This is a genomic window from Streptomyces sp. R41 (assembly GCF_041053055.1).
Taxonomy (GTDB): Bacteria; Actinomycetota; Actinomycetes; order Streptomycetales; family Streptomycetaceae; genus Streptomyces.
Genome location: NZ_CP163443.1, coordinates 7,144,304 through 7,170,549, shown reverse-complemented (window position 1 = coordinate 7,170,549; position 26,246 = coordinate 7,144,304). Strand labels below are relative to the sequence as shown.

The following is a 26,246-nucleotide window of genomic DNA, read 5'->3' as shown; positions in this document are numbered from 1 at the left end:
TACGCTGACCTCATGGTCAATCTGACGCGCATCTACACCAGGACCGGCGACCAGGGCACCACCGCCCTCGGCGACATGAGCAGGGTCGCCAAGACCGACCTGCGGATCTCGGCGTACGCGGACGCCAACGAGGCGAACGCGGTGATCGGGACGGCGATCGCGCTCGGCGGCCTGGACGAGGAGATCGTCAAGGTGCTCACCCGCGTCCAGAACGATCTGTTCGACGTGGGCGCGGACCTGTCGACGCCGGTGGTCGAGAACCCGCAGTTCCCGCCGTTGCGGGTGGAGCAGTTCTACATCGACAAGCTGGAGGCGGACTGCGACCGCTTCAACGAGCGGCTGGAGAAGCTGCGCTCCTTCATCCTGCCCGGCGGCACGCCCGGCGCGGCGCTGCTGCACCAGGCGTGCACGGTCGTGCGGCGCGCGGAGCGGTCGACGTGGGCCGCGTTGGAGGCCCACGCGGAGGTCATGAACCCGCTCACCGCGACCTACCTCAACCGGCTATCGGACCTGCTGTTCATCCTGGCCCGTACGGCCAACGGTGAGGTCGGGGACGTGCTGTGGGTCCCGGGCGGGGAGCGCTGACGCCGGGGCCTTCTTCGGCCACAGCGCGTAGGTGAGGGCGACCACGCCGTGGATCGCGGCCGCGCGCAGCGCCACCCACTGGAAGGACCGCAGCGACTCCGTGTTGCCGTCGCCCACGTACCAGATCGCGGCCTGCAGGAGGGCGCAGGCGACGGCGGCCGCCAGCACCGTACGCAGCCACAGCCTGCCCTCGTGCCTGGCCCGGGCCATCCCGTAACGGGGTGGCCCGGTCGGGCGCGGGCCCCCGGCGAGCCGGTGCGCGGCGTGGCCGTCGAGCCGGCGGATCGTGTAGTGGCCGTAGGCCACGGTGAAGCCGATGTACAGGGCGGCGAGTCCGTGCTCCCAGCTCGGCTCGGCGCCGTTCTTGAGGTCGATCGCCGTCACCACGAACAGCACGACCTCCAGGAGCGGCTCGCTCAGCAGCAGGGCCACGCTGATGCGGCGCCACTTCAGCAGGTAGCGGACCGCCAGGCCCGCCGCCAGCAGCACCCAGAATCCGACCTCACAGGCGACGATCAGTGCGACAGTCACGGCTGACTCCTCTCGGTCACCCCTCCAGGCTCCCGGCCGTATCCGCCCGATTCGTCGTCGCCGGTGAGGAAGTGCGACTGCATCCTTCGATGTAGTCGCAGACCGTCCCGGGGAAGCACGCGCGCCGCCGGTACGCCGTGTTGGATGGAGTCATGGCCGTACGACTCCCCCGCCCGCACCGCGACGACGTGCGTATCTCGGTCGGCGGGCTGCTCGGCGGATTCGCCCTGTGGGGCGTCGGTCTCTTCAGTCGTACGCCGGACGACCCGATCTCCCTGGTCGATCCCGGCTGGGTGGTGCTCATTCCGCTCGTCGTGATGGCCGGCTGCGAGCTGATGCGCCGTACCCGGCCGCGCGCCGCGCTGCTCATCGGCACGGTCGCCCTCACCGCCGACCTGCTCACCCGCGGCAGCCTGGTCACCGTGGTGATGTTCACGGACCTTGTGTACGCGGCCGTCCTGTACGGCTCTCCCGGTGCGGCCCGGCGCATCCCCTGGATCACCGGGCTGATCACGGTGATCGCGACCGTGTGGCCCGTCGCGGCCTGGCGGAAACCGGAGGGACTGCTGATCGGGGCGTTCACCGGCCTGGTGACCTTCACCCCGGCCGCGACCGGCTGGATCGTCCGCAACCACCGCGACACCGCCATCGCCGAACGCCTGCGCGCCGAACAGACCGCCCTGCTCGCCGAGATGGACCGCACCCAGGCGGTCACCGCCGAACGGGCCCGCATGGCACGGGAGTTGCACGACATGGTCGCCAACCACCTGTCCGCCATCGCCATCCACTCCACCGCCGCGCTCTCCCTCGACGACCCGACGACGTCCAAGGAGGCCCTCTCGGTCATCCGCGAGAACAGCGTCGACGGACTCGCGGAGATGCGCCGGCTGATCGGCATCCTGCGCGACGGCAGCGGCGACCGCGAGCCGGCCGCGGCCCCCACACTCGACGGACTCGGCTCGCTGGTGGACAGCGCCCGCACCAACGGACTCGATGTCGTGCTGGAGACCGACCACGCCGACGGACTGCCCGCACCGGTCGAGCTGGCGGTCTACCGCATCGTCCAGGAATCTCTGACCAACGCCCTCAAGCACGCCTCCCCCGGCGCGGTCACGGTGGGCGTCGCCCAGCGGGACGGCTGCCTGACGGCGTGCGTCAGCAGTCCGTACGGCGACCGGGACGAGCCGCGGGCTCCGGGGTCGGGCGCCGGTCTGGTCGGCATGCGGGAGCGGGTCGCGCTGCTGCACGGCACCTTCGAGGCCGGCCCCGAGGACTCCCCCACCGGCAAGGTCTGGGCCGTACGCGCCACCCTGCCCCTGTCCCAAGGAGAATCGGCATGATCCGGGTGCTCGTCGCCGAGGACCAGTCCGCGGTACGCGCGGGGCTGATCCTCATCCTGCGCAGCGCGCCCGACATCGAGGTGGTCGGTGAGGCGGAGAACGGGGAGCGGGCGGTCGCGCTCGCCCGTGAACTGCGGCCGGATCTCGTCCTGATGGACGTCCAGATGCCCCGCCTGGACGGGGTGTCCGCCACCCGCCAGGTCGTCGCCGAGCGGCTCGCCGACGTCCTCGTGCTCACCACCTTCGACCTCGACGAGTACGTCTTCGGGGCGCTGCGCGCGGGCGCCTCCGGCTTTCTGCTGAAGAACACCGAGGCGAAGGATCTGCTGGAGGCGGTCCGGACGGTGGCGCGCGGGGAGGGCCTCATCGCCCCGGCCGTCACCCGTCGGCTGATCGCCGAGTTCGCCACGAAACCCGTACGGGAGCCGACGGCCGATCCGTCCGTCCTGGACGCCCTCACCCGACGGGAGCGCGAGGTGCTGTCCTGCCTCGGAGAGGGGCTCTCCAACGCCGAGATCGCGACCCGTCTCGACATGGCGGAGGCGACCGTGAAGACCCACGTCAGCCGACTGCTGGGGAAGCTGGAGCTGCGGAGCAGAGTCCAAGCGGCGGTGCTGGCACAGGAGTTGGGCGTGTAACAAGTAACGACAAGCAGCCGCCTCACTGGTCTGGACCTATTGACCTATGGTCCAGACCTTTCTATTGTCCACCGCACCTCATCAACTCCCCCGGAGGAGACGCAGGATGCGTTTCAGACATAGAGCCGTCGCAGGGCTCACCACCCTGCTGCTTCCGCTCGCCGCCCTCGTCGGGCTCGCGAGCCCCGCCTCGGCGGCCACCACCGCCACCGCCACGTACACCAAGACCCAGGACTGGGGTACCGGCTTCGAAGGCAAGTGGACCGTCAAGAACACCGGGACCACGGCCATCAGCTCCTGGACCATCGAGTGGGACTTCCCCTCCGGTACGTCCGTCACCTCGGCCTGGGACGCCGACGTCACCAACTCCGGCACCCACTGGACCGCCAAGAACAAGTCCTACAACGGCACCCTCGCCGCGGGCGCCTCGGTGTCCTTCGGCTTCAACGGCGCCGGAGCGGGTTCACCCTCCAACTGCACACTGAACGGCGGCAGTTGTGACGGCGGCACCACCGTCCCCGGCGACAACGCGCCCTCCGCACCGGGCACTCCGACCGCGTCCTCCATCACCGACACCTCGGTGAAGCTCTCCTGGACGGCGGCCACCGACGACAAGGGCATCAAGAACTACGACGTCCTGCGCGACGGCGCCAAGGTCGCGACGGTGACGACGACGTCGTACACCGACACCGGTCTGACCGCCGGCACCGACTACTCGTACACCGTCCAGGCCCGGGACACCGCCGACCAGACCGGTCCGGCGAGCGGTGCGGTCGCCGTGCACACCACGGGCGGCGGCACCACTCCCCCGCCCACCGGCAACGCCGTCAAGCTCGGCTACTTCACCGAGTGGGGCATCTACGGCCGCAACTACAACGTCAAGAACCTGGTGACGTCCGGCTCCGCGGCGAAGATCACGCACATCAACTACGCCTTCGGCAACGTCACCAACGGCCAGTGCGCCATCGGCGACTCCTACGCCGACTACGACAAGGCCTTCACCGCCGACCAGTCGGTGAGCGGCGTCGCGGACACCTGGGACCAGCCGCTGCGCGGCAACTTCAACCAGCTGCGCGAACTGAAGGCCAAGTACCCGAACATCAAGGTGCTGTGGTCCTTCGGCGGCTGGACCTGGTCCGGCGGCTTCGCGCAGGCCGCGGCCAACCCGGCCGCCTTCGCGCAGTCCTGCTACAACCTGGTCGAGGACCCGCGCTGGGCCGACGTCTTCGACGGCATCGACATCGACTGGGAGTACCCGAACGCCTGCGGTCTGAGCTGTGACACCAGTGGTGCCGCGGCCTACAAGAACCTGATGTCCGCGCTGCGTTCGAAGTTCGGCAGCAACAACCTCGTCACCTCGGCCGTCACCGCCGACGGCTCCTCCGGCGGCAAGATCGACGCCGCGGACTACGCGGGCGCGGCCCAGTACGTCGACTGGTACAACGTGATGACGTACGACTTCTTCGGCGCCTGGGCGGCCCAGGGCCCGACGGCCCCGCACTCCCCGCTCACCTCCTACAGCGGCATCCCGACGGCCGGCTTCACCACGGCCGACGCGATCGCCAAGTACAAGGCGAAGGGCGTGCCCGCGAAGAAGCTGCTGATCGGCATCGGCTTCTACGGACGCGGCTGGACCGGCGTCACACAGGACGCGCCGGGCGGCACGGCGACCGGGCCCGCGGCGGGCACGTACGAGCAGGGCATCGAGGACTACAAGGTCCTCAAGACGTCCTGCCCGGCCACCGGCACGATCGCCGGTACGGCGTACGCGCACTGCGGCACCAACTGGTGGAGCTACGACACACCGGCCACCATCGGTACGAAGATGGCCTGGGCCAAGAACCAGGGCCTGGGCGGCGCGTTCTTCTGGGAGTTCAGCGGTGACACCAGCAATGGCGAGCTGGTGAGCGCCATCAACAGCGGTCTCTCGTAGGCGGATCACCCGGCTACGAGTTGACCGACCAGAAGTCGATCGACTGCGACTCAGGCGACATTGACGCGCTGACCGGGCGGGGCTGCTTCCAGCCACGCGAGGAATCCGGTCAGCGCGTCTTCGCTCATCGCCAGTTCGAGCCGCGTCCCGCGATGGAGACAGGCGAGGATGATCGCGTCGGAGAGCAGCGCCAGCTCCTCCTCACCCTCGGGGGCCCGGCGGCCCGCCACCTCGATCGCCGAGCGCTCCAGGACGCGGCGCGGGCGGGGGGCGTAGGAGAAGACGCGGTACCACTCGATGCGGTCGCCGTTGTAGCGGGCGACTCCATAGCTCCAGCCCTTGCCGCTGGGGTCGCCCTTCTCGGGCACGTCCCAGCGCAGGCTGCAGTCGAACGTGCCGCCGGAGCGCTGGATGAGCCGGCGGCGGAGGCCGAAGACGAACAGCCCCACCACCACGAGCGCCACTACCAACCCGCACACAGTCAGAGCGAGGACCATCGACACCGACCTCCTCGTCTCCTAGGTAAAGCAGGTAATGAAACGGAAAAAAGCACCCGCATCGCCTCAGCCGCGGCCCGGTCTGGTTTTATCCAGTCCCGGCCGCGGCTGAGTCACGTCATTCCGTGCGCGCTGGGTTCAGCGCGTCGCCACCGCACGCAGTCGGACGTCCGCGCGGCGCTCGGCGGTGGCGTCGCCCTCCGCCTTCGCGCGCTCGAGCTCCCGCTCCGTGCGCTGGACGTCGATCTCGTCCGACAGCTCGGCGATCTCGGCCAGCAGCGACAGCTTGTTGTCCGCGAACGAGATGAAACCGCCGTGCACCGCGGCGACGACCGTTGCACCATCACTCGTACGGATGGTCACCGGGCCCGACTCCAGCACACCGAGCAGCGGCTGGTGACCGGGCATGACGCCGATGTCGCCGGACGTGGTGCGCGCGACGACCAGGGTGGCCTCGCCGGACCAGACACTGCGGTCCGCGGCGACGAGCTCGACGTGCAGCTCAGCAGCCAAGGTGGGCTCCTCGGGTCACCACCCGGCGTTTGATGCCGGGTGTTGGGTCAAAGTCTAGTAGGCGTACGAAGGGGGGCGGGACGCACCCCGCGAGGTGACACCCCGCCCCTCTTCATGAACACGAGGTTCAGGAGACGCCGAGCTCCTTGGCGTTGGCCTTGAGGTCCTCGAGGCCACCGCACATGAAGAACGCCTGCTCCGGGAAGTGGTCGTACTCGCCGTCGCAGATCGCGTTGAAGGCCGCGATCGACTCGTCCAGCGGAACGTCCGAACCGTCGACGCCGGTGAACTGCTTGGCGGCGTGGGTGTTCTGGGACAGGAAGCGCTCCACGCGACGGGCACGGTGGACGACGAGCTTGTCCTCCTCGCCGAGCTCGTCGATACCGAGGATCGCGATGATGTCCTGGAGGTCCTTGTACTTCTGCAGGATCGTCTTGACGCGCATGGCGGCGTCGTAGTGGTCCTGCGCGATGTAACGCGGGTCCAGGATGCGGGACGTGGAGTCCAGCGGGTCCACGGCCGGGTAGATGCCCTTCTCGGAGATCGGACGGGAGAGAACCGTCGTCGCGTCGAGGTGGGCGAAGGTGGTGGCCGGGGCCGGGTCGGTCAGGTCGTCCGCGGGGACATAGATCGCCTGCATCGAGGTGATCGAGTGACCACGCGTCGAGGTGATGCGCTCCTGCAGCTGACCCATCTCGTCGGCCAGGTTCGGCTGGTAACCCACCGCGGACGGCATACGGCCGAGCAGGGTGGACACCTCGGAACCGGCCTGGGTGAAGCGGAAGATGTTGTCGATGAAGAACAGCACGTCCTGCTTCTGCACATCGCGGAAGTACTCCGCCATGGTCAGACCGGCCAGGGCGACACGCAGACGGGTGCCCGGGGGCTCGTCCATCTGACCGAAGACCAGGGCGGTCTTGTCCAGAACGCCGGACTCTTCCATCTCCGCGATGAGGTCGTTGCCCTCACGGGTGCGCTCACCGACGCCCGCGAAGACGGAGACGCCCTCGTGGAGGTTGGCGACACGCATGATCATTTCCTGGATCAGCACGGTCTTGCCGACACCGGCACCACCGAACAGACCGATCTTGCCGCCCTTGACGTACGGGGTGAGAAGGTCGACGACCTTCAGGCCCGTCTCGAACATCTCGGTCTTCGACTCGAGCTGGTCGAACGCGGGGGCCTTGCGGTGGATGGACCAGCGCTCGCCCTCGTACTGCTCGTCGACGTTCAGCACCTCACCGAGGGTGTTGAACACCTTGCCCTTGGTGAAGTCGCCGACCGGGACGCTGATGCCCGCGCCCGTGTCGGTCACCGTGGCCTGGCGGACCAGACCGTCGGTGGGCTGCATCGAGATGGTGCGGACCAGGCCGTCACCCAGGTGCTGGGCGACCTCCAGGGTCAGCGTCTTCCGCTCGCCGGCGTTGGCCGGGTCGGCCACCTCGACGTGCAGGGCGTTGTAGATCTCCGGCATCGCGTCGACGGGGAACTCCACGTCGACGACCGGGCCGATGACCCGGGCGACGCGGCCCGTGGCAGCGGCCGTCTCAACAGTGGTCGTCATTACTTGTCACTCCCCGCGGTCGCGTCGGCGAGGGCGCTGGCGCCACCGACGATCTCGCTGATTTCCTGGGTGATTTCGGCCTGGCGGGCCGCGTTGGCAAGTCGGGAGAGCGTGTTGATCAGGTCTCCCGCGTTGTCGGTGGCCGACTTCATCGCGCGGCGCGTGGCGGCGTGCTTGGAAGCAGCCGACTGGAGCAGCGCGTTGTAGATACGGCTCTCGACGTAGCGCGGCAGCAGGGCGTCGAGGACGTCCTCCGCCGACGGCTCGAAGTCGTACAGCGGAAGGATCTCGCCCTTGGGCGCTACCTCTTCCGCCACCTCTTCGAGGCGAAGCGGCAGCAGGCGGCTGTCGACCGCCGTCTGCGTCATCATCGAGACGAACTCGGTGTAGACGATGTGGAGTTCGTCCACGCCGCCGTCCGCCGTCTCCTTCTCGATGGCCTCGATCAGCGGAACGGCGACCTTCTTCGCGTCCGCGTAGCTGGGCTCGTCGGTGAAGCCCGACCACGACTCCGTGACCTTGCGCTCACGGAAGTTGTAGTGGGCCAGACCGCGGCGGCCGACGATGTAGACGTCGACCTCCTTGCCCTCCGCCTCGAGACGCGCGGTCAGCTGCTCCGCGGCCTTGATGGCGTTGGAGTTGAAGGCGCCGGCCAGTCCGCGGTCGCTCGTGAGGAGCAGCACCGCGGAGCGGGTCGCCGTCTCCGCCTCCGTGGTCAGCGGGTGCTTGGTGTTCGAGCCGGTACCGACCGCCGTGACCGCGCGGATGAGCTCGGTCGCGTACGGCGTGGAGGCCACCACCTTGCGCTGCGCCTTGACGACGCGCGAGGCGGCGATCATCTCCATCGCCTTGGTGATCTTCTTGGTCGCGGTGACGGATTTGATGCGACGCTTGTAGACCCGGAGCTGGGCTCCCATGAGTCAGGTCCCTTCCGTCGTCACTTACCGGCGGCGGCCGGAGCGTCCTCGCCGAGAAGCTTCCCGTCCGAGGTCTCGAACTGCTTCTTGAAGTCCGCGATGGCGTCGGCGATGGCCTGCAGCGTGTCGTCCGACATCTTGGCGCCCTCCTTGATGGAGGTCATGAGGCCCTGCTCCTTGCGGTGCAGGTACTCCAGGAGCTCCTTCTCGAAGCGCCGGATGTCCTTGACCGGTACGTCGTCCATCCTGCCGGTGGTACCGGCCCACACGGAGACGACCTGGTCCTCGGTCGGCATCGGCTGGTACTGCGGCTGCTTGAGCAGCTCGACCATGCGCTGACCGCGCTCCAGCTGGGCCTTCGACGCGGCGTCCAGGTCGGAACCGAAGGCGGCGAACGCCTCCAGCTCACGGAACTGGGCGAGGTCCACGCGGAGACGCCCGGAGACCTGGCGCATCGCCTTGTGCTGGGCGGAGCCACCGACGCGGGAGACCGAGATACCGACGTTCAGGGCCGGACGCTGGCCGGCGTTGAACAGGTCGGACTCCAGGAAGCACTGGCCGTCGGTGATGGAGATGACGTTGGTCGGGATGAACGCCGACACGTCGTTCGCCTTGGTCTCGACGATCGGCAGACCCGTCATCGAACCGGCGCCCATGTCGTCGGAGAGCTTCGCGCAGCGCTCCAGCAGACGGGAGTGCAGGTAGAAGACGTCACCCGGGTAGGCCTCGCGGCCCGGCGGGCGGCGCAGCAGCAGGGACACGGCGCGGTAGGCGTCGGCCTGCTTCGAGAGGTCGTCGAAGATGATGAGGACGTGCTTGCCGTCGTACATCCACTGCTGGCCGATGGCCGAACCGGTGTACGGCGCAAGGTACTTGAAGCCGGCCGGGTCGGACGCCGGGGCGGCGACGATGGTCGTGTACTCGAGCGCGCCGGCCTCTTCCAGGGCACCACGCACGGAGGCGATGGTGGAACCCTTCTGACCGATGGCGACGTAGATGCAGCGGACCTGCTTCTTCGGGTCGCCGGTGCGCCAGTTGTCGCGCTGGTTGATGATCGTGTCGACGGCCAGGGCGGTCTTGCCGGTCTGACGGTCACCGATGATCAGCTGACGCTGGCCACGGCCGATCGGGGTCATCGCGTCGACGGCCTTGTAACCGGTCTCCATCGGCTCGTGCACCGACTTACGGACCATGACGCCCGGTGCCTGCAGCTCGAGGGCGCGGCGGCCCGACGTCTCGATCTCGCCGAGGCCGTCGATCGGGTTGCCGAGCGGGTCGACAACACGGCCGAGGTAGCCCTCGCCGACGGCGACGGACAGAACCTCACCGGTGCGCTGCACCGGCTGGCCCTCCTCGATGCCGCTGAACTCGCCGAGGACGATGGCGCCGATCTCGCGCTCTTCCAGGTTGAGCGCGAGGCCGAGGGTGCCGTCCTCGAACTTCAGCAGTTCGTTGGCCATGGCCGAGGGCAGGCCCTCGACCTTCGCGATGCCGTCGCCGGCAAGGGTGACCGTACCGACCTCCTCGCGCGAGGCCGCGTCCGGCTTGTACGACTGGACAAAGTTCTCCAGCGCGTCCCGGATCTCCTCCGGCCGGATCGTGAGCTCCGCCATCTGGGTTCCCTGCTCTCCTTGTTGGGCCCGAAGTTTCACTTTGGGGGTCTGGGGGCGACCCCCAGGAATCCTCTGCACGGCCCAACGAGGGCCGTAAGTACGTACTGCGTATTGAGTTGCTGCTAGCCGGCCATGCGGCGGCTGGCGTCCTCAAGCCGGTCCGCGATGGAGCCGTTGATGACCTCGTCGCCGACCCGCACCCGGATCCCGCCGAGGACCTCGGGGTCCACGTCGAGGTTGAGGTGCATCTGACGGCCGTAGAGCTTCGCCAGAGCGGCACCGAGGCGCTGCTTCTGTCCGTCGCTCAGCGCGACCGCCGTGGTGACCACGGCGACCATGCGGTTGCGGCGCTCGGCGGCGAGCTTGGACAGGGACTCGAGTCCCGCCTCCAGGCTACGTCCACGCGGCGCGGTCACAAGGCGCGTCACCAGACGCTCGGTCGTCGCATTGGCCCGGCCGCCGAGCAGGCTGTGCAGCAGCTCGCTCTTGGCCGCCTTGCCGGCGGCGCGGTCGGTCAGCGCGGAGCGCAGCTCGGTGCTCGAAGAGACGATCCGGCCGAACCGGAACAGCTCGTCCTCGACATCGTCGAGCGTGCCCGCCCGCTGCGCCGCCGTGAGGTCGGCGGTGGCGGCCAGCTCCTCGATGGAGTCCACCAGGTCACGCGAGCGCGACCAGCGGGAGCGCACCATGCCGGCCACCAGATCGGCGGTCGACCCGCTGACCTGACCGCCGAACAGACGCCCGGCCAGCTCGGCCTTCGCCTCGCCGGGCTGCGCCGGGTCGGTGAGGACCCGACGCAGCGACACCTCGCGGTCGAGCAGCGCGGTGACGGCGGCCAGCTCGTCGGCGAGCTGCGCCGCGTCCACGGACGTCGAGTCCGTCAGCGCGTCGAGACGCTCACGTGCGGCTGCCAGGGCCTCGCGGCTCGCTCCGTTCATCGCGCGGCCTCGGCCTTCTCCTCGAGGTCCTCGAGGAAGCGGTCGATGACGCGGCTCTGCCGGGCGTGGTCCTCGAGAGACTCACCGACGAGCTTGCCGGCCAGGTCGGTGGCCAGGTGGCCGACGTCCTGTCGCAGCGACTGAGCGGCGGTCTTGCGGTCGGCCTCGATCTGCGCGTGACCGGCGGCGATGATCTCCTCACGCTGCCGCTGGCCTTCCGCGCGCATCTCGGCGATGAGCGTGGCGCCCTGCTCCTGCGCCTCCTGGCGCAGCCGCGCGGCCTCGTGACGGGCCTCGGCGAGCTGAGCCTTGTACTGCTCAAGAACGCTCTGGGCCTCGGTCTGAGCGGCCTCGGCCTTCTCGATACCGCCCTCGATGGCCTCGCGGCGCTGCTCCAGAACCTTGTTGATGTTCGGAAGGAGCTTCTTGGCGAGGAAGCCGAAGACGATGACGAAGGCGATCAGGCCGATGACAAGCTCGGGGATCGGCGGGACGAGAGGGTTTTCCTTCTCGGCCGCCAGAATGAGCAGCTGGCTCATTTCAGTGCCTTTCGTCTAGTGGGCTGTCGTGGATCCGACGATCACGTGCCGTAGACGAACGGCATGACCAGGCCGATGAGGGCGAGCGCCTCACAGAAGGCGAAGCCGAGGATCTGGTTGGCGCGGATCAGACCGGCGGCCTCAGGCTGGCGGGCGAGCGCCTGGGTGCCGTTACCGAAGATGATGCCGACGCCGACGCCGGGGCCGATGGCCGCGAGGCCGTAACCGATCGAGCCGAGCGAGCCGGAGACAGCGGCAAGGGTCTGGGACATGCCAGTTCTTCCTTTTCTTTACGGACCGGTGGGGGTTGGCCACCGGACGACTGCGGGGTCGAGAGGGGGGGCGCTCAGTGGTGCTCGGCCAGCGCGCCCTGGATGAAGGTGCAGGTCAGCAGCACGAACACATACGCCTGCAGGGCCTGGATGAACAGCTCGAACGCCGTCATCACGATCACCATGATGAACGAGACGCCCGCGTAGGCGATCCCGATGCCGTTGAGCAGGTACCAGCTGGCGATCGTGAAGAGCAGCAGCAGCGTGTGACCCGCGAACATGTTCGCGAACAGTCGCACCGCGTGCGTGAAGGGCCGGACGATCAGGTTCGACAGGAGCTCGATGAACATGGCCAGCGGGAGAACCGGGCCGAGCGACTTGTCGTAGCCGGTGAAGTTCTTGAACGCGCCGACGAATCCGTGCCGCTTGAAGGTCAGCGAGACCCAGGTGATGTAGACGATCGCCGCGAGGACGATGGGGTACGCGATGATCGACGTCACCGGGAACTGGGCGAGCGGAATGATCGACCAGAGGTTCATCATCCAGATGAAGAAGAACAGCGAGACGACCAGCGGGACGTACTTCTCGCCTTCCTTCTTGCCGATCGTCTCGTAGACGACGCCGCGGCGGATGAAGTCGTAGCCCGACTCGGCGACCATCTGCAGCTTGCCCGGGACAACCTTCGGCTTACGGAAGGCGGCCCAGAAGAAGCCGACAACGATGATCGAGCCGAGCAGCGCCAAGAGCATCGTCTTGTTGAAGTACAAGTTGCTGTCCCCGTCGCCCCAGAGGGGCTCGAACAGGAACGAGTGCAGGCCGGGAGCCGGGAAGCCACAGCCGTCGAAGATGTGGCAATCGGTCTCGAAGGCGAGCACCTGCGTCGGGTCAGCACTCACCGCGGGCTCCTTCAGCGTGGCGCATAGGTACGGCAACCTCGTTGTGTCGGCGCGGCGCACAGCCGCGGTTCGGCACTGGACTGGTGTTACGGATGTGGGGGCGGCTGTGGGGCATCAAGCCTCGCGATTGAGCAGGCGTCAGCTCAGATGCCCGCGCCCGCGATGCCGCAGTTGGCACCGGACGATAGCAGGATCTCTTTCGCGCCTTTATCCCGGCCCTACCCCTCACGACGAGTGCCCCGTCTTCTCGGGCTTGTCGCCGTTCGAGGAGTCGGGTTCGACGTAAAGGATCTTGGCCTTCACGTGGGCGCGCGCCTGTGCGCCGATCCACACGAGCGTGGTGGCGACGAGCGTGAGCGCGAAGGCCTTGGGGTTGAACAGCGAGGTGTTCTTGAACGCGGCGACGAAGATGAACAGCAGAAGAATCTGTGCCGCGTAGAGCATGAGGCCCATCGCCTGGAACAGGTGCGGAAGCGATTTGGCGGTGCGCTGCAGAACGTAGAGCCCGATGCCCATGAAGAGGATCACGACCAGCGTCGCGACGATCGCCCCGATGGCTCCCTTGCCGCCCGCGACCACACCACTGACGACGGCGGCAATCGCGCCGACGGCAGCTGTGGGCACAGCGGCCTGAAGGAGAATCCGGGCGTCATTGGACGGCATGGCGGCAACTCCGCTTGCTAAGGGGGGCGTGTCGTCATGGACGAGCGTAGTCCCGGGATGAGAGAGAACCTCACGCCAAGGGACCATCGCACTAGGGTCCTTCGGCTCTGTCCCGGGTTCTCGTGAACCGTATCACAAACTATTTGATGCGGTCTTTACCTAGAAGGTGTGCTTGCTGTCACACATGAGAGTGACGCTGCGCGTCTGTGCACCCAGAATGCCAAGTTGTCTGGTATTAGGGCGCTTTGCACCCCCACGACTTGGCAACGCGTTAGTCAGATTCTTACCTTGCGTCAGCGCGACGATCCGGCCTTGCGCCGATCCAGGAAGCGCGAGCGAGGGCCAATTGCCGTCGCTCCGTTGACTCCTGAGACACCGGCCACGACCGGCGTGCGGTGCTCGCGGGCCTCCTCCGGCTCCTCGGCCACCGCCGTCCCATGCGTGACGGACGGCTCGGCCTCGGCCGCGGAGGCGGCCCTGCGGCGGCGGTAGCGCGGCGGCACGAGGTGCTCGGCCCAGCGCGGGGCGCGCGGCGTGAAGCGCGGCAGCAGGAGCAGGACCAGACCGACGGCACTGAGCGCCGCGATGCCGAGCACGATCCACATGGACGCCGAGTTGACCGAGAAGGCCAGGGCTCCGAAGGCGATCAGCGCCGACCAGAAGTACATGATCAGCACGGCACGGCTGTGCGAGTGGCCGACCTCCAGCAGACGGTGGTGCAGGTGTCCGCGGTCGGCGGCGAACGGGGACTGTCCGCGCCAGGTGCGCCGCACGATGGCCAGCACCAGGTCGGCGGCCGGCACCGCGATGATCGTCAGCGGCAGCAGCAGCGGGATGTAGACGGGCACCATCTGGTGCACGGTGTTGCGCTCCGAACCGGAGAACAGGTTCATCGCGTCGGGGTCGACCTGTCCGGTGATGGAGATCGCACCGGCGGCGAGCACCAGGCCGATGAGCATCGAGCCGGAGTCGCCCATGAAGATCCGCGCGGGGTGCATGTTGTGCGGCAGGAAGCCGAGGCACATGCCCATGAGGATCGCCGCGAACAGCGTCGCCGGGGCGGCGGCCTCGATGCCGTAGCTGTACCAGATGCGGTACGCGTACAGGAACGACGCGGCGGAGGCGATGCACACCATGCCGGCGGCGAGGCCGTCGAGGCCGTCGACGAAGTTCACCGCGTTGATGCTGATCACGACGAGTGCGACGGTGAGCAGGGTGCTCTGCCACTGGGTGAGCGCGACCAGGCCGACGCCGGGGATCGGCAGCCACAGGATCGTCAGACCCTGCATGACCATGACGCCCGCGGCGATCATCTGGCCGCCCAGCTTGATCAGCGCGTCGATCTCGAACTTGTCGTCCAGGACGCCGATCAGCCAGATCAGCGCCGCCCCGGAGAGCAGCGCGCGCGGCTCGTTCGAATTCGAGAACACCGCGTTGAGGTTCTTCAGGTGGTCGGCGACCAGCAGGCCCGCGCACAGCCCGAAGAACATCGCGATGCCGCCGAGCCGCGGAGTGGGTTCCCGGTGCACGTCGCGCGCACGGATTTCCGGCATGGCTCCGGCCACGATCGCGAACTTCCGCACCGGCCCTGTCAGCAGATACGTCACCGCGGCCGTGATGCAGAGCGTCAGCAGGTATTCACGCACGGGCTTCCCCACAGGTCTCGCTGGCCATCTCAGCCCCACACCCTAGCGATGCGCGCATATGGTTGGGGACTTCCGGGTAGCGACGATGGTTGCACGAGTGGCTGTGCACACGGGTGCGCGTACCCCTCTCTAGTCGGGATAGGGCGGAAATCTTCCGGTCAGCTCCCGCACTTCTTCACGCACGTCCCTGCCGTCGAGGTCCTCCCGCAGCACCCCCGCGAACAGTACGGCGATCCGCGCCATCTCCGCTTCGCCCATCCCCTGGGTGGTCAGGGCCGCCGTACCGAGCCGCAGGCCACGGGCGTCCCCGTGGGGCAGCGCACAGCAGTCCAGCACCATCCCGGCGGCGGCGAGCCGGCCCCGGGCGGTCCGCCCGTCGACGCCGAGCGGCGCGGTGTCGACGGTCAGCAGATGGGTGTCGGTGCCACCGGTGGTGATCGCGAGCCCCTCGTCGCCCAGCTCCTGGGCGAGCACCCGCGCATTGGCGACCACCTGATGGGCGTACGCCGCGAAGGCCTCAGTCGCCGCCTCACCGAACGCGACGGCCTTGGCGGCGATGGTGTGCATCTGCGCGCCGCCCTGGGTGAACGGGAAGACGGCCCGGTCGACGCGCTCGGCCAGCTCGCTCCCGCACAGGATCATGCCGCCACGCGGCCCGCGCAGCACCTTGTGCGTCGTCGCGCACACGACATCGGCGTACGGCACCGGACTGGGTGCCGCTCCGCCCGCGACCAGCCCGATGGGGTGGGCGGCGTCCGCGATGAGATAGGCGCCGACCCGGTCGGCGATCTCCCGGAAGGCGGCGTAGTCGATGTGCCGGGGATAGCAGATGGACCCGCAGACGATGGCTTTCGGACGGTGCGTACGAGCCAGGGCGTGCACCTGCTCGTAGTCGATGAGCCCCGTCTCCGCCTCCACGCCGTAGCCGACGAAGTCGAACCAGCGGCCGGAGAAGTTCGCGGGCGACCCGTGCGTGAGGTGACCGCCGAAGGGCAGGCCCATCGCCAGCACGGTGTCACCGGGGCGCAGCAGGGCGGCGTACGCGGCGAGGACGGCCGAAGACCCGGAGTGCGACTGCACATTGGCGTGGTCGGCACCGAACAGGGCCTTGGCCCGGTCCACCGCGAGCCGCTCCGCGACGTCGACGATCTCGCAGCCGCCGTGATGACGGGCGCCCGGATACCCCTCGGCGTACTTGTTCGCCAGCGGCGACCCGAGCGCGGCCAGCACGGCCGGCGAGGTGAAGTTCTCGGCCGCGATCAACTGCAACGTCGTCGACTGGCGGTCCAGCTCCCCGATGAGGATCTCGGCGAGCTCGGGGTCCTGACGGCGGAGCACGTCGAACTCGGGCCCGGCAACGGCGGGCCGTACGGCTTCCTGAGCATGCGTGACCGACATGGTGAGCTCCGGGCCTGAGCGGGGGGTGCGCTACGTCCAATGTAGGCCCGAGGCCGATGGGACGCCCGGTGTTACGCCCTGCCGGGTGGCCGAGCCGCTACCGCTACTGCGGTGGGCAATCGTTCCGCCGGGACGATGGGGGCCCCTGCTCGAGCGACGAAGCCGAGAGCTTGGGGGAGGGTGGGCACAGCCTGCGGCGCCGGGTGCCGTGCAAAGAAACCCGGCGAGGGCCTACGCAGCCTACGTACGCGCAGGCACCCCCGTCAGCGCGGTCACCACCGGATCCAACGCCTCGTTGATCTCGTCCCCGATCGACCGGAAGAACGGCAGCGGCGCCCCATACGGGTCGTACACCTCGTCCGCCTCCGCGGTGGGCGCGAGAAGCCACCCGCGTAGAGCCGCGGCAGCCTGCACGAGGGCGCGGGCGCGTTCGATCACGCCCCCGTCCAACGGCGGAAGCGTCGCCGTGTCTATGGCCCGTACGAGCCGGGTGAACTCCTTCAGGGTGAAGGTGCGCAGCCCCGCCGAGTGCCCCATGGAGATGACCTGGGCCCGGTGGTCACGGGTGGCCGTCAGGACCAGATCGGCGCGGATGACATGGTCGTCGAGGAGTTCGCGGCCGACGAAGCCCGAAGGGTCCGCGCCGAAGTCCGTGAGGACCGTCGCGGCGTTGGCCTCCATGGGCGCCCCCTCGTGCCCCCAGGTGCCCGCGCTCTCCACGATGAGGCCGCCCCACAGCGGGTCGCCGAGCCGGTCCGCCAGGGCATGCCGGGTCAGCCGCTCGGTGATCGGCGAGCGGCACACGTTGCCGGTGCTGACGTGGAGGATGCGGAAGGACCCCCTGGGGGACCCATTGGCCCCCGTGATCCCCGTGCCTATGCCACGCCCCGCGTCAGGGGCTGTCAATTCGCCACCTCGAGGTCGGGTACGACCTTCCGGAGCTCCTCCGCCGACAGTGCCCCCTCGCGCAGCAGCACGGGCACCTTGCCGGTCACGTCGACGATCGAGGACGGGACGATGCCCGGGGTCGGGCCGCCGTCCAGGTAGACCGAGATGGAGTCGCCGAGCATCTCCTGCGCGGCGTCGCAGTCCTCGGGAGCCGGGTGTCCCGTGAGGTTCGCGGAGGAGACGGCCATCGGGCCGACCTCGGTGAGCAGTTCGATGGCCACCGGGTGCAGCGGCATGCGCACGGCGACGGTGCCACGGGTGTCCCCCAGGTCCCACTGCAGGGACGGCTGGTGCTTGGCGACGAGCGTGAGCGCGCCCGGCCAGAACGCGTCGACGAGCTCCCAGGCCATCTCGGAGAAGTCCGTGACCAGGCCGTGCAGCGTGTTCGGGGAGCCGATGAGGACAGGGGTGGGCATGTTGCGGCCCCGGCCCTTGGCTTCGAGGAGGTCGGCGACGGCTTCCGAGGAGAACGCGTCGGCGCCGACGCCGTACACGGTGTCGGTCGGGAGGACCACCAGCTCGCCACGGCGGACGGCGGACGCGGCCTCACGCAGACCGGTGGTGCGGTCGGTCGCGTCGTTGGTGTCGTATCGCCGTGCCATTTAGCGGGCCTCCTCGTACACGTACTGCTGGCTGGGGAACGCGATGCGCGTACTCACGGCATCGCCTTGCGGGCGGTCGCGAACCGCGGCCGGTTGTTGAGGTCCGGGTGGTCGGCCGCGTCGGCCCAGCCCCGCTCCTCGGTGAAGATCCACGGCACCTGCCCGCCCTGGGTGTCGGCGTGCTCGATGACGACGACACCGCCGGGGCGCAGCAGCCGGTGCGCGGTGCGCTCGATGCCGCGGATGAGGTCGAGTCCGTCCTCCCCCGAGAACAGGGCGAGTTGAGGATCGTAGTCCCGGGCCTCCGGCGCCACGTACTCCCACTCCGTGAGCGGGATGTACGGCGGGTTGGAGATGACCAGGTCCACCTGCCCGTCGAGGTCCGGGAAGGCCTCCAGGGCGTCTCCCTGGCGCAGATCGACCCTGGACCCCTCGACGTTCTTGCGCGTCCACTGGAGGGCGTCCTCGGACAGCTCCACGGCGTGCACACGGGAGCGCGGGACCTCCTGCGCGAGGGCGAGCGCGATGGCGCCCGAGCCCGTGCAGAGGTCGACGATCAGCGGCTCGACGACATCCATCGCGCGTACGGCGTCTATGGCCCAGCCGACCACGGACTCGGTCTCGGGCCGGGGCACGAACACCCCTGGCCCGACCTGGAGTTCCAGGTAGCGGAAGTAGGCCCGCCCGGTGATGTGCTGGAGCGGCTCGCGGGCCTCGCGGCGCGCGATCACCTCCCAGTAACGGGCGTCGAAGTCCACGTCCTTGACGGTGTGCAGCTCGCCCCGCTTCACGCCGTGCACGAAGGCCGCGAGCTCCTCCGCGTCGTTGCGCGGCGAGGGCACGCCGGCGTCGGCCAGCCGCTGGGTGGCCTGGGCCACTTCCGCGAGCAGCAGGTTCACGCTGGTCCTCCGGGGCTGAGCTGTTGTCGTACGGCTTTACGGGACGGCTTTTACGCGGCGGCGAGCTTCGCGGCCGAGTCCGCGTCGACGCAGGCCTGGATGACCGCGTCGAGGTCCCCGTCGAGCACCTGGTCCAAGTTGTACGCCTTGAAGCCGACTCGGTGGTCCGAGATGCGATTCTCCGGGAAGTTGTACGTACGGATCTTCTCGGAGCGGTCGACGGTACGGACCTGGCTGCGACGGGCGTCAGCGGCTTCCCGCTCCGCTTCCTCCTGTGCCGCCGCGAGGAGCCTGGAGCGCAGGATACGCATCGCCTGCTCCTTGTTCTGCAGCTGGCTCTTCTCGTTCTGGCAGGAGGCGACGACTCCGGTGGGAATGTGCGTGATGCGCACCGCGGAGTCGGTGGTGTTGACGGACTGGCCGCCGGGCCCGGAGGAGCGGTAGACGTCGATGCGCAGATCGTTCGCGTGGATCTCGACGTCGACCTCCTCGGCCTCGGGGGTCACGAGGACACCGGCCGCGGAGGTGTGGATACGGCCCTGCGACTCGGTCGAGGGCACGCGCTGCACGCGGTGCACGCCGCCCTCGTACTTCATGCGCGCCCAGACGCCCTGGCCGGGCTCCGTGGCGCCCTGGCCGCCCTTGGTCTTCACGGCGACCTGGACGTCCTTGTAACCGCCGAGCTCGGACTCGGTGGAGTCGATGATCTCGGTCTTCCAGCCGACGCGCTCGGCGTAGCGCAGATACATGCGCAGCAGGTCGCCCGCGAACAGGGCGGACTCGTCGCCGCCTGCGCCCGCCTTGATCTCGAGGATGACGTCCTTGTCGTCGCTGGGGTCGCGCGGGACCAGCAGCAGCCGGAGCTTCTCGGTGAGCTCCTCGCGCTGCTTCTCCAGGTCCTTGACCTCGGCGGCGAAGTCCGGGTCGTCGGCGGCGAACTCCTTCGCCGTCTCGATGTCGTCCCCGGATCGCTTCCATGAGCGGTACGTCGCGACGATCGGGGTCAGCTCGGCGTAGCGCTTGTTCAGCTTGCGCGCGTTGGCCTGGTCGGCGTGGACCGACGGGTCAGCGAGCTTCTTCTCCAGATCGGCGTGCTCGCCGATGAGTTCCTCGACCGCCTCGAACATCTCCGGCTCCAATGGACTGTCCCCAGCTCCATGATGGGCTCGGGGACTTAGGTACGACGAATGGGGGCTGCACCGCAAAGCGCCGGTCCCGGCGCCCCCGAGCAGGGGACGCCGGAGACCGGCGCTGTGGGCTCGCTACTTCTTGGCAGCGGCAGCCTTGCCGAAGCGGGCCTCGAAGCGGGCCACACGGCCACCGGTGTCGAGGATCTTCTGCTTGCCCGTGTAGAACGGGTGGCACTCGGAGCAGACCTCGGCGCGGATGGCACCGCTGGAGATCGTGCTACGGGTGGTGAACGACGCGCCACAGGTGCAGCTGACCTGCGTCTCGACGTACTCGGGGTGGATGTCGCGCTTCAAGGTGTCTCCTAGTTTCGGGAGGGCGCCGGGTCGCCGCCGCGGATTGCGGGAGCGTGAACCGGAGCCGACGTACCAGTCTGCCAGGACTGACCGCATCCCCCAAAACCGGGGGGCGCCGCGATCTATTCCCGGGCTCCGTCAAAGGGGCTCACGACGGGCTTCAGGGGGCTCAGGACGAGCTGACGACGCCCTTCGCGGTGCCGGTGGCCGTGCCCTCGGTGGCCGCCTTCGGGATCGGCCGGTCGTCCTTCAGCGCCTTCCAGACCAGCTCGGCCTTGGCCTTGCTGACCAGCACGCGGTTGGCGTTCGCGGCGTCGTACTGGACCGGCATCGTCACCATGTTCATGTTCGACGAGCTGATGCCCTTGAGGCCGTTGGCGAAGGACGCGAGGTCGGTGACCGAGCCGATGTCGGAGTCGGTGGTGACGGCCTTGGTCGCGGTGTCGGCGAGGTCGTACAGCTTCTTCGGGTTGGAGAGGACGCCGATGTGCTTCACCTGGTTCACCAGGGCCTTGATGAACGCCTGCTGGAGCTGGATGCGGCCGAGGTCGGAGCCGTCGCCGACACCGTGCCGGGTGCGGACGAGGCCGAGCGCCTGCTTGCCGTTGAGAGTATGCGTGCCGGCCGTCAGGTTCAGGTGGCTGTCGGAGTCCTTGATGTCCTTGGTCGTGGTGACCGTGACACCGCCGAGGTCGTCGATGAGTTTCTCGAAGCCGCTGAAGTCGACCTCGATGTAGTGGTCCATGCGGATACCGGACATGGACTCGACGGTCTTCACCGCGCAGGCGGCGCCGCCGGTGGAGTACGCGGAGTTGAACATGACGTCGGAGGCCGCGTCGTGCGTCACGCCCTTGGTGTCGGTGCACGAGGGCCGCTCGACGAGGGTGTCGCGGGGTATGGAGACCACGCTGGCCTTCTTGTGCCCCTTGTACACGTGCACGATCATCGCCGTGTCGGAGCGGGCGCTGCCGTCGTCGGTGCCGCCGCCCAGCTTCTTGTTGCTGCCGGAGCGCGTGTCGGAGCCCAGGACCAGGATGTTCGCGGAGCCGTTGTCGACCTTCGTCGGCCGGTCGGTGCCGAGGGCCTGGTTGATGTCGACGTTCTTCAGGTTGCTGTTGAGCTTGAAGTAGAGGATCCCGGCGCCCGTGCCCCCCAGTACGACGATGCCCGCGGCGGTCCAGGCCGTGATGAGGAGGGCCTTGCTACGCGTGCTGCGCGTCTTGCGGCGGCGGCCCTTCCCGCGGTGGCGCGGGGCGCTCGTGCCGGGCTCCCCGGGTATGGCGGGTTCCGGCGTGCTCTCGGCAGGCATGTGCTCCTCAGTCCCTCTGCGGTCGGTTACCCCCTGCTTTCAGGGCCAAGCCCATCTGGCCGTGACGATGCGTACCGCCTCATGGTCACTCCGTACGGTCAGACGGGGAAACTCGGGAAAGGGTTGCACAACGCAGCGTGCCCACCACGTGAAGCGATGGGCACGCTGCGTCATCGGCGAATCCGGGGAAACCCCGCTCACCTGCGATTTCAGCCGAAGATGTCGTACTGCTGGAAACCGGTACCGACCGAGATTCTTGTGGCAAAGATCTCGCTGGTCGCCTTGCCGGTGCCCGGGTACAGGTAGAGCGTGCCGCCGGGCGTACGGGCCAGGAAGTCGGCCTTGCCGTCGCCGGTCACGTCACCGGGGGCGTCGAAGGCGTTGTAGCCGTCCCAGGTGCGCACCTTGACGCGGCTGGAGAAGGCTCCGCTGCCGGACTTGCCGGTGCCCTTGTAGAGGTAGACGTACGAGCCGGTCTTGCTGCGCGCGATCAGGTCGGTCTTGCCGTCGCCGGTGAAGTCGCCGTGGCCGCGCAGGGAGTTGTACTGGTTCCAGCCCGTGCCGACGCTCACCCGGCTGGAGAAGGTGCCGTTGCCCTTGCCCGGGTAGATCCACAGCGTGCCGCCGGAGTCGACCGAGAGCAGGTCGGGCAGGTAGTCGCCGGTGACGTCACCGGGGGCGACGATGCGGGTACGGGTGTTCCAGCCGCTGAAGATCTTGTCGGTGGACCAGCTCTGGCTCGCCCACACGTAGTGCGACCAGTAGACGTCTCCGGTGCCGCTCTGGCGGACCACGAAGTCCTGGACGCCGTCCCGGTTCAGGTCGGTCTGCAGCACGACGTTGACGCCGTCCCAGTCGCCCAACGATTCGCGCGCGGCGAACGACGTGCCCGTGGAGTCCTTCTCGTAGCCCGTCTTGGTGGAGGAGTTGCGCACCCAGAGGTCGGCCTTGTGGTCACGGCTGAGGTTGGTGTCGTCCACCCTCGGGTAGGCCGCGCCCACATAGGTGCTGACCTTCGAGAAGACGCTGTAGGCGCCCTCCGCCACGCAGTCCTGGACGCCCCAGGAGACGACGCCGACGATGCGGCCGCCGACGATCAGCGGGCCGCCGGAGTCGCCGTTGCACGCCGTGGTGGTGCCGGTGTCGCTGCCGGTCGCCGGCTTGCCCGCGCAGACCATGTGCCCCTTGATGAACTCGCTGCCGTAGGCACCGGTGCAGGTGCTGTCGGAGTTGATGGGCAGCGTGGCCGTCTTCAGGGTCTCGGAGATGTCCTGGGTGGTGGAGCTGGTGCGGCCCCAGCCGTAGAGCGTCGCCTGGGTTCCGGCCGCGTACGAGGCCGTGTCACCGGACGTCGTCATGCGGATCGGCTTGGCGGTGACGGGTCTGTCCAGCGTGATGACCGCGATGTCGTTGTCGATGGTCGTCGAGCTGTACGACGGGTGGTTCCACTGCCGCAGGGGCAGGGAGACGGTGCCGCCGTGCAGGTCGGTGTTGCCGGAGCTGTCGCTGGTGGGCAGCTGGGCGGTGCCGGTGACGACGGCGCCGTACTTGTACCAGTTGTAGCCCTTGACGCAGTGCGCGGCGGTGAGGATCTTCGTCGGCGACACGACGGAGCCGCCGCAGAAGAAGCCGAGGTCGTCGCTCTCGTCGGTGGTGCCCTTGTCGTCGTAGTACCAGAGCTGTGCCATCCACGGGGCCGTGCTGATGGTGGTCTCGCTGCCACCGATGATCTTCGGGTCGACGCTCGACGTGTTCGTGCCGGCGCTCAGCGACGACTTCTTGGCCGCCTGACCCGCGGTGTCGTCACCGGCGAGGGCGCCCGCGACGCGCTTCTGCAGCTCGGCCACGCTGGGCGCGGCGATGCTGGGCTTCGTGGTCGGCGTCGGCAGGGCCGTGGCGGCGTTCGCGGACGACATCAGCAGTGCCCCCGCGACAGCGGCGGCCAGACCGGCGGCCGCGACCGGGACGGCGATCCGTATGCGGCGTCTGTGGCGACCGCCCCCGGACATGGGTGTACCCACTCAAGTCCCCCCTCAGAGTCAAGAGTTCAGATCTGCGTCAGCAGAAGTTCAAGGGCGCGATCGTACACGTGCCCCATTCCGCGCAAAGAGCCGCCCCCGTCACCTGCGTGACGGGGGCGGCCCTCAGTGCTGCTCTGCCGTGCTGACCTCAGTCGTTGCCGTTGCCCGGCATCGGCGTCGTCTTCTGGATCTGCAGCAGGAACTCGGCGTTCGACTTCGTCTGCTTCATCTTGTCGAGGAGCAGCTCGATCGCCTGCTGCTGGTCGAGCGCGTGCAGCACACGACGCAGCTTCCAGGTGATGGCGAGCTCGTCGCTGCCGAGCAGGAGCTCTTCCTTACGCGTACCGGACGCGTCGACGTCGACGGCCGGGAAGACGCGCTTGTCGGCGAGCTTCCGGTCGAGCTTGAGCTCCGCGTTGCCGGTGCCCTTGAACTCCTCGAAGATCACCTCGTCCATGCGCGAGCCGGTGTCGACGAGCGCGGTGGCCAGGATGGTCAGCGAGCCGCCGTCCTCGATGTTGCGCGCGGCACCGAAGAAGCGCTTCGGCGGGTACAGCGCGGTCGAGTCGACACCACCGGACAGGATGCGGCCGGAGGCCGGGGCGGCGAGGTTGTACGCACGGCCCAGACGCGTGATCGAGTCGAGCAGTACGACGACGTCGTGGCCCAGCTCCACCAGACGCTTGGCGCGCTCGATGGCGAGCTCGGCGACCGTGGTGTGGTCCTCGGCCGGGCGGTCGAAGGTCGAGGAGATGACCTCGCCCTTGACCGACCGCTGCATGTCGGTGACCTCTTCCGGACGCTCGTCGACCAGGACGACCATCAGGTGGCACTCGGGGTTGTTGTGCGTGATCGCGTTGGCGATCGCCTGCATGATCATGGTCTTGCCGGTCTTCGGCGGGGCCACGATCAGACCGCGCTGGCCCTTACCGATCGGCGCGACGAGGTCGATGATGCGGGTCGTCAGCACACCCGGGTCGGTCTCCAGACGGAGCCGGTCCTGCGGGTACAGGGGCGTCAGCTTGTTGAACTCCGGCCGCCCACGCCCGGATTCGGGCGCCATGCCGTTGACGGAGTCCAGTCGGACGAGCGCGTTGAACTTCTCGCGGCGCTCGCCTTCCTTGGGCTGACGGACCGCGCCGGTGACGTGGTCGCCCTTGCGCAGCCCGTTCTTGCGGACCTGGGCGAGGGAGACGTACACGTCGTTGGGACCCGGAAGGTAACCCGAGGTACGGATGAACGCGTAGTTGTCGAGGATGTCCAGGATGCCCGCGACGGGGATCAGGACGTCGTCGTCCGCGACCTGCGGCTCGGCGATCTCGTCGCGGCCACGACGGCCACGGCGGTCACGGTAGCGCCCGCGGCGGCCGCGGCGGCCACCCTCGAAGTCGTCGTCGTCCTGCGGCCCGTTGTCACGCTGCTGCCGGTCCTGGCGGTCTTGACGGCCGCCGCCCTGCTGCTGCCGGTCCTGGCGGTCCTGACGCTGCTGACCACCGCCCTGGCCGCCCTGCTGCTCGTCGCCCTTGCCACGGCGGTCGCGGTCGCGGTCACGGCCACCGCGGTCACGGTCGCGGTCACGGCGGTCACGGCGGCCCTGACGGCCGTCGGCACCCTCAGCGGTGTCGCCCTTGGGCTCGCCCTGCGTCTGAACCGGCGCCTCGGCCTTCGGCTCGCTCTTCGCCTCGGCGGCGACCGTCTCGGGGCTGCCGGCCTCGGCGGTGGCACGGCGACGACGGCGCTCAGCGGGGGCGTCGTCGCTGGCGGGCTGGCCGGGGATCTCGATCTGCTGCTGGGCCACGGCCTTCTCGGCGGCGGCCTTCTCGGCCTTCTTCTCGGCCGGAGCGGCGGCCTCGTCGCCCGTACGAGCCTTCGAGGTGGCCCGGCGCTTCGGCTTGGTCTCGGTGGCTGCCTCGGCGGTCTTCGCCGGGGCTCCCCCGCCCGCCTGCGCCTCCTTGATGACCTCGATCAGCTGGCTCTTGCGCATGCGCGCGGTGCCCCTGATGCCGAGGCCGGATGCGACCTGCTGCAGCTCGGCCAGCACCATGCCCTCGAGGCCGGTACCGCGGCGCCGCCGGGAGCCGGCACCGGTGGCAGGCGCGGAGGCGTCCGTGGCGGGCGCGGCAGCGGTCTCCTCGACACGTGCGCCCATCAGATCGGTGGTGTCGCTCACGAAGGGTCCTTCCCTGGAGCGGACGTCGGCCTGTCTGGCTCGGCGACCGGTTGTGCTGTCCGGCTTTGGTCCTTGCTGTGTGGACCGTGCCGGGGCGGTGGTCCGCCAAAGAGGCGGAAGAAATATCAAGTGATGACGATTCCGGAGCCGTGGCACTGATTTGCGGTGTCATCGGCACGGTCACGCCGGTTCCGGAGCGTGCTCAGTACTGCTCAGCGCATAGCACCCAATGCATGGCACAAAGCAGTTTGGGAGGCTCCCGGAAGAATGGTTGTCCCGGACGGGGACACGAAGCACCTCGACATGGTGGGTTCGGGTGCAGACTTGAGG

General features: G+C 68.7%; 25 protein-coding genes. 4 read left to right on the top strand and 21 right to left on the bottom strand.

Annotation, left to right across the window (positions count from 1 at the left end):
- The first annotated feature begins 12 nt into the window (after nt 1-12).
- A complete protein-coding gene (locus tag AB5J53_RS32820; protein WP_369249225.1) occupies nt 13-585 on the top strand; it encodes a cob(I)yrinic acid a,c-diamide adenosyltransferase in 573 nt (190 codons plus the stop codon).
- On the opposite strand, the gene AB5J53_RS32815 is transcribed toward AB5J53_RS32820, so the two are convergent.
- Entirely contained in the window at nt 502-1,116 is a 615-nt protein-coding gene (locus AB5J53_RS32815) for a hypothetical protein (RefSeq protein WP_369249224.1), read from the bottom strand. The genes AB5J53_RS32820 and AB5J53_RS32815 overlap by 84 nt on opposite strands.
- Nucleotides 1,117-1,268: 152 nt before the next feature.
- Here AB5J53_RS32815 and AB5J53_RS32810 point away from each other — a divergent pair, with 152 nt between their 5' ends.
- The 3 genes from AB5J53_RS32810 to AB5J53_RS32800 all read left to right on the top strand — a co-directional run bounded on the left by AB5J53_RS32810 (nt 1,269) and on the right by AB5J53_RS32800 (nt 5,027).
- A complete protein-coding gene (locus AB5J53_RS32810; protein WP_369249223.1) occupies nt 1,269-2,456 on the top strand; it encodes a sensor histidine kinase in 1,188 nt (395 codons plus the stop codon).
- The gene (locus tag AB5J53_RS32805) at nt 2,453-3,094 is read left to right on the top strand and encodes a response regulator (RefSeq protein ID WP_369249222.1); all 642 of its coding nucleotides are present in this window, start codon (nt 2,453-2,455) and stop codon (nt 3,092-3,094) included. Before AB5J53_RS32810 ends, AB5J53_RS32805 begins: the two co-directional genes overlap by 4 nt.
- Nucleotides 3,095-3,200: 106 nt before the next feature.
- The gene (locus tag AB5J53_RS32800) at nt 3,201-5,027 is read left to right on the top strand and encodes a glycosyl hydrolase family 18 protein (RefSeq protein WP_369249221.1); all 1,827 of its coding nucleotides are present in this window, start codon (nt 3,201-3,203) and stop codon (nt 5,025-5,027) included.
- A gap of 50 nt (nt 5,028-5,077) precedes the next feature.
- Here AB5J53_RS32800 and AB5J53_RS32795 read toward each other — a convergent pair whose 3' ends face one another.
- The 20 genes from AB5J53_RS32795 to rho form a co-directional block, all read right to left on the bottom strand.
- Complete coding sequence (locus AB5J53_RS32795; RefSeq protein ID WP_369249220.1) at nt 5,078-5,524, bottom strand: DUF2550 domain-containing protein; 447 nt, start codon at nt 5,522-5,524, stop codon at nt 5,078-5,080.
- A gap of 138 nt (nt 5,525-5,662) precedes the next feature.
- Nucleotides 5,663-6,037, bottom strand: a complete 375-nt coding sequence (locus AB5J53_RS32790; RefSeq protein ID WP_369249219.1) for a F0F1 ATP synthase subunit epsilon — start codon at nt 6,035-6,037, stop codon at nt 5,663-5,665.
- Nucleotides 6,038-6,164: 127 nt separating this feature from the next.
- Nucleotides 6,165-7,601, bottom strand: a complete 1,437-nt coding sequence (atpD, locus tag AB5J53_RS32785; protein ID WP_369249218.1) for a F0F1 ATP synthase subunit beta — start codon at nt 7,599-7,601, stop codon at nt 6,165-6,167.
- Nucleotides 7,601-8,518 (bottom strand): F0F1 ATP synthase subunit gamma, encoded by a 918-nt coding sequence (locus AB5J53_RS32780; RefSeq protein WP_369249217.1) that lies wholly within the window; start codon nt 8,516-8,518, stop codon nt 7,601-7,603. The genes atpD and AB5J53_RS32780 overlap by 1 nt, the downstream gene beginning before the upstream one ends.
- 20 nt (nt 8,519-8,538) lie before the next feature.
- Nucleotides 8,539-10,131 carry a F0F1 ATP synthase subunit alpha gene (gene atpA, locus AB5J53_RS32775; RefSeq protein WP_369249216.1) on the bottom strand — a complete coding sequence of 531 codons (1,593 nt, stop codon included), beginning with the start codon at nt 10,129-10,131 and terminating at the stop codon, nt 8,539-8,541.
- 122 nt (nt 10,132-10,253) lie between these two features.
- Nucleotides 10,254-11,069 (bottom strand): F0F1 ATP synthase subunit delta, encoded by an 816-nt coding sequence (locus AB5J53_RS32770; protein WP_369249215.1) that lies wholly within the window; start codon nt 11,067-11,069, stop codon nt 10,254-10,256.
- On the bottom strand, nt 11,066-11,608 hold the full coding sequence (locus AB5J53_RS32765; RefSeq protein WP_369249214.1) for a F0F1 ATP synthase subunit B: 543 nt from the start codon (nt 11,606-11,608) through the stop codon (nt 11,066-11,068). The genes AB5J53_RS32770 and AB5J53_RS32765 overlap by 4 nt, the downstream gene beginning before the upstream one ends.
- Nucleotides 11,609-11,649: 41 nt before the next feature.
- Nucleotides 11,650-11,880: an ATP synthase F0 subunit C gene (gene atpE, locus AB5J53_RS32760; RefSeq protein WP_028804225.1), complete on the bottom strand. Its 231-nt coding sequence runs from the start codon at nt 11,878-11,880 to the stop codon at nt 11,650-11,652.
- Nucleotides 11,881-11,954: 74 nt separating this feature from the next.
- Complete coding sequence (gene atpB / locus AB5J53_RS32755; RefSeq protein WP_369249213.1) at nt 11,955-12,776, bottom strand: F0F1 ATP synthase subunit A; 822 nt, start codon at nt 12,774-12,776, stop codon at nt 11,955-11,957.
- Nucleotides 12,777-13,001: 225 nt separating this feature from the next.
- Nucleotides 13,002-13,439, bottom strand: coding sequence for a hypothetical protein (locus AB5J53_RS32750; RefSeq protein ID WP_369249212.1), 438 nt, complete (start codon nt 13,437-13,439; stop codon nt 13,002-13,004).
- A 293-nt stretch (nt 13,440-13,732) separates the two neighbouring features.
- Entirely contained in the window at nt 13,733-15,085 is a 1,353-nt protein-coding gene (locus tag AB5J53_RS32745; protein WP_369249211.1) for an MraY family glycosyltransferase, read from the bottom strand.
- A gap of 129 nt (nt 15,086-15,214) precedes the next feature.
- Nucleotides 15,215-16,483 carry a serine hydroxymethyltransferase gene (gene glyA, locus AB5J53_RS32740; protein ID WP_369249210.1) on the bottom strand — a complete coding sequence of 423 codons (1,269 nt, stop codon included), beginning with the start codon at nt 16,481-16,483 and terminating at the stop codon, nt 15,215-15,217.
- 240 nt (nt 16,484-16,723) lie between these two features.
- Nucleotides 16,724-17,389 (bottom strand): protein-tyrosine-phosphatase, encoded by a 666-nt coding sequence (locus AB5J53_RS32735; protein ID WP_369249209.1) that lies wholly within the window; start codon nt 17,387-17,389, stop codon nt 16,724-16,726.
- Nucleotides 17,386-18,033 carry an L-threonylcarbamoyladenylate synthase gene (locus tag AB5J53_RS32730; RefSeq protein ID WP_189189183.1) on the bottom strand — a complete coding sequence of 216 codons (648 nt, stop codon included), beginning with the start codon at nt 18,031-18,033 and terminating at the stop codon, nt 17,386-17,388. The genes AB5J53_RS32735 and AB5J53_RS32730 overlap by 4 nt, the downstream gene beginning before the upstream one ends.
- Before the next feature lie 53 nt (nt 18,034-18,086).
- The gene (gene prmC / locus AB5J53_RS32725; protein WP_369249208.1) at nt 18,087-18,932 is read right to left on the bottom strand and encodes a peptide chain release factor N(5)-glutamine methyltransferase; all 846 of its coding nucleotides are present in this window, start codon (nt 18,930-18,932) and stop codon (nt 18,087-18,089) included.
- Between the two features lie 50 nt (nt 18,933-18,982).
- Entirely contained in the window at nt 18,983-20,059 is a 1,077-nt protein-coding gene (prfA, locus tag AB5J53_RS32720) for a peptide chain release factor 1 (RefSeq protein WP_369249207.1), read from the bottom strand.
- 135 nt (nt 20,060-20,194) lie between these two features.
- Nucleotides 20,195-20,416, bottom strand: a complete 222-nt coding sequence (gene rpmE, locus AB5J53_RS32715; protein ID WP_352052736.1) for a 50S ribosomal protein L31 — start codon at nt 20,414-20,416, stop codon at nt 20,195-20,197.
- A 169-nt stretch (nt 20,417-20,585) separates the two neighbouring features.
- Nucleotides 20,586-21,725 (bottom strand): LCP family protein, encoded by a 1,140-nt coding sequence (locus AB5J53_RS32710; RefSeq protein WP_369249206.1) that lies wholly within the window; start codon nt 21,723-21,725, stop codon nt 20,586-20,588.
- Nucleotides 21,726-21,934: 209 nt separating this feature from the next.
- On the bottom strand, nt 21,935-23,734 hold the full coding sequence (locus AB5J53_RS32705) for a trypsin-like serine protease (RefSeq protein ID WP_369249205.1): 1,800 nt from the start codon (nt 23,732-23,734) through the stop codon (nt 21,935-21,937).
- A gap of 160 nt (nt 23,735-23,894) precedes the next feature.
- Entirely contained in the window at nt 23,895-25,916 is a 2,022-nt protein-coding gene (rho, locus tag AB5J53_RS32700) for a transcription termination factor Rho (protein ID WP_369249204.1), read from the bottom strand.
- Nucleotides 25,917-26,246: the final 330 nt, after the last annotated feature.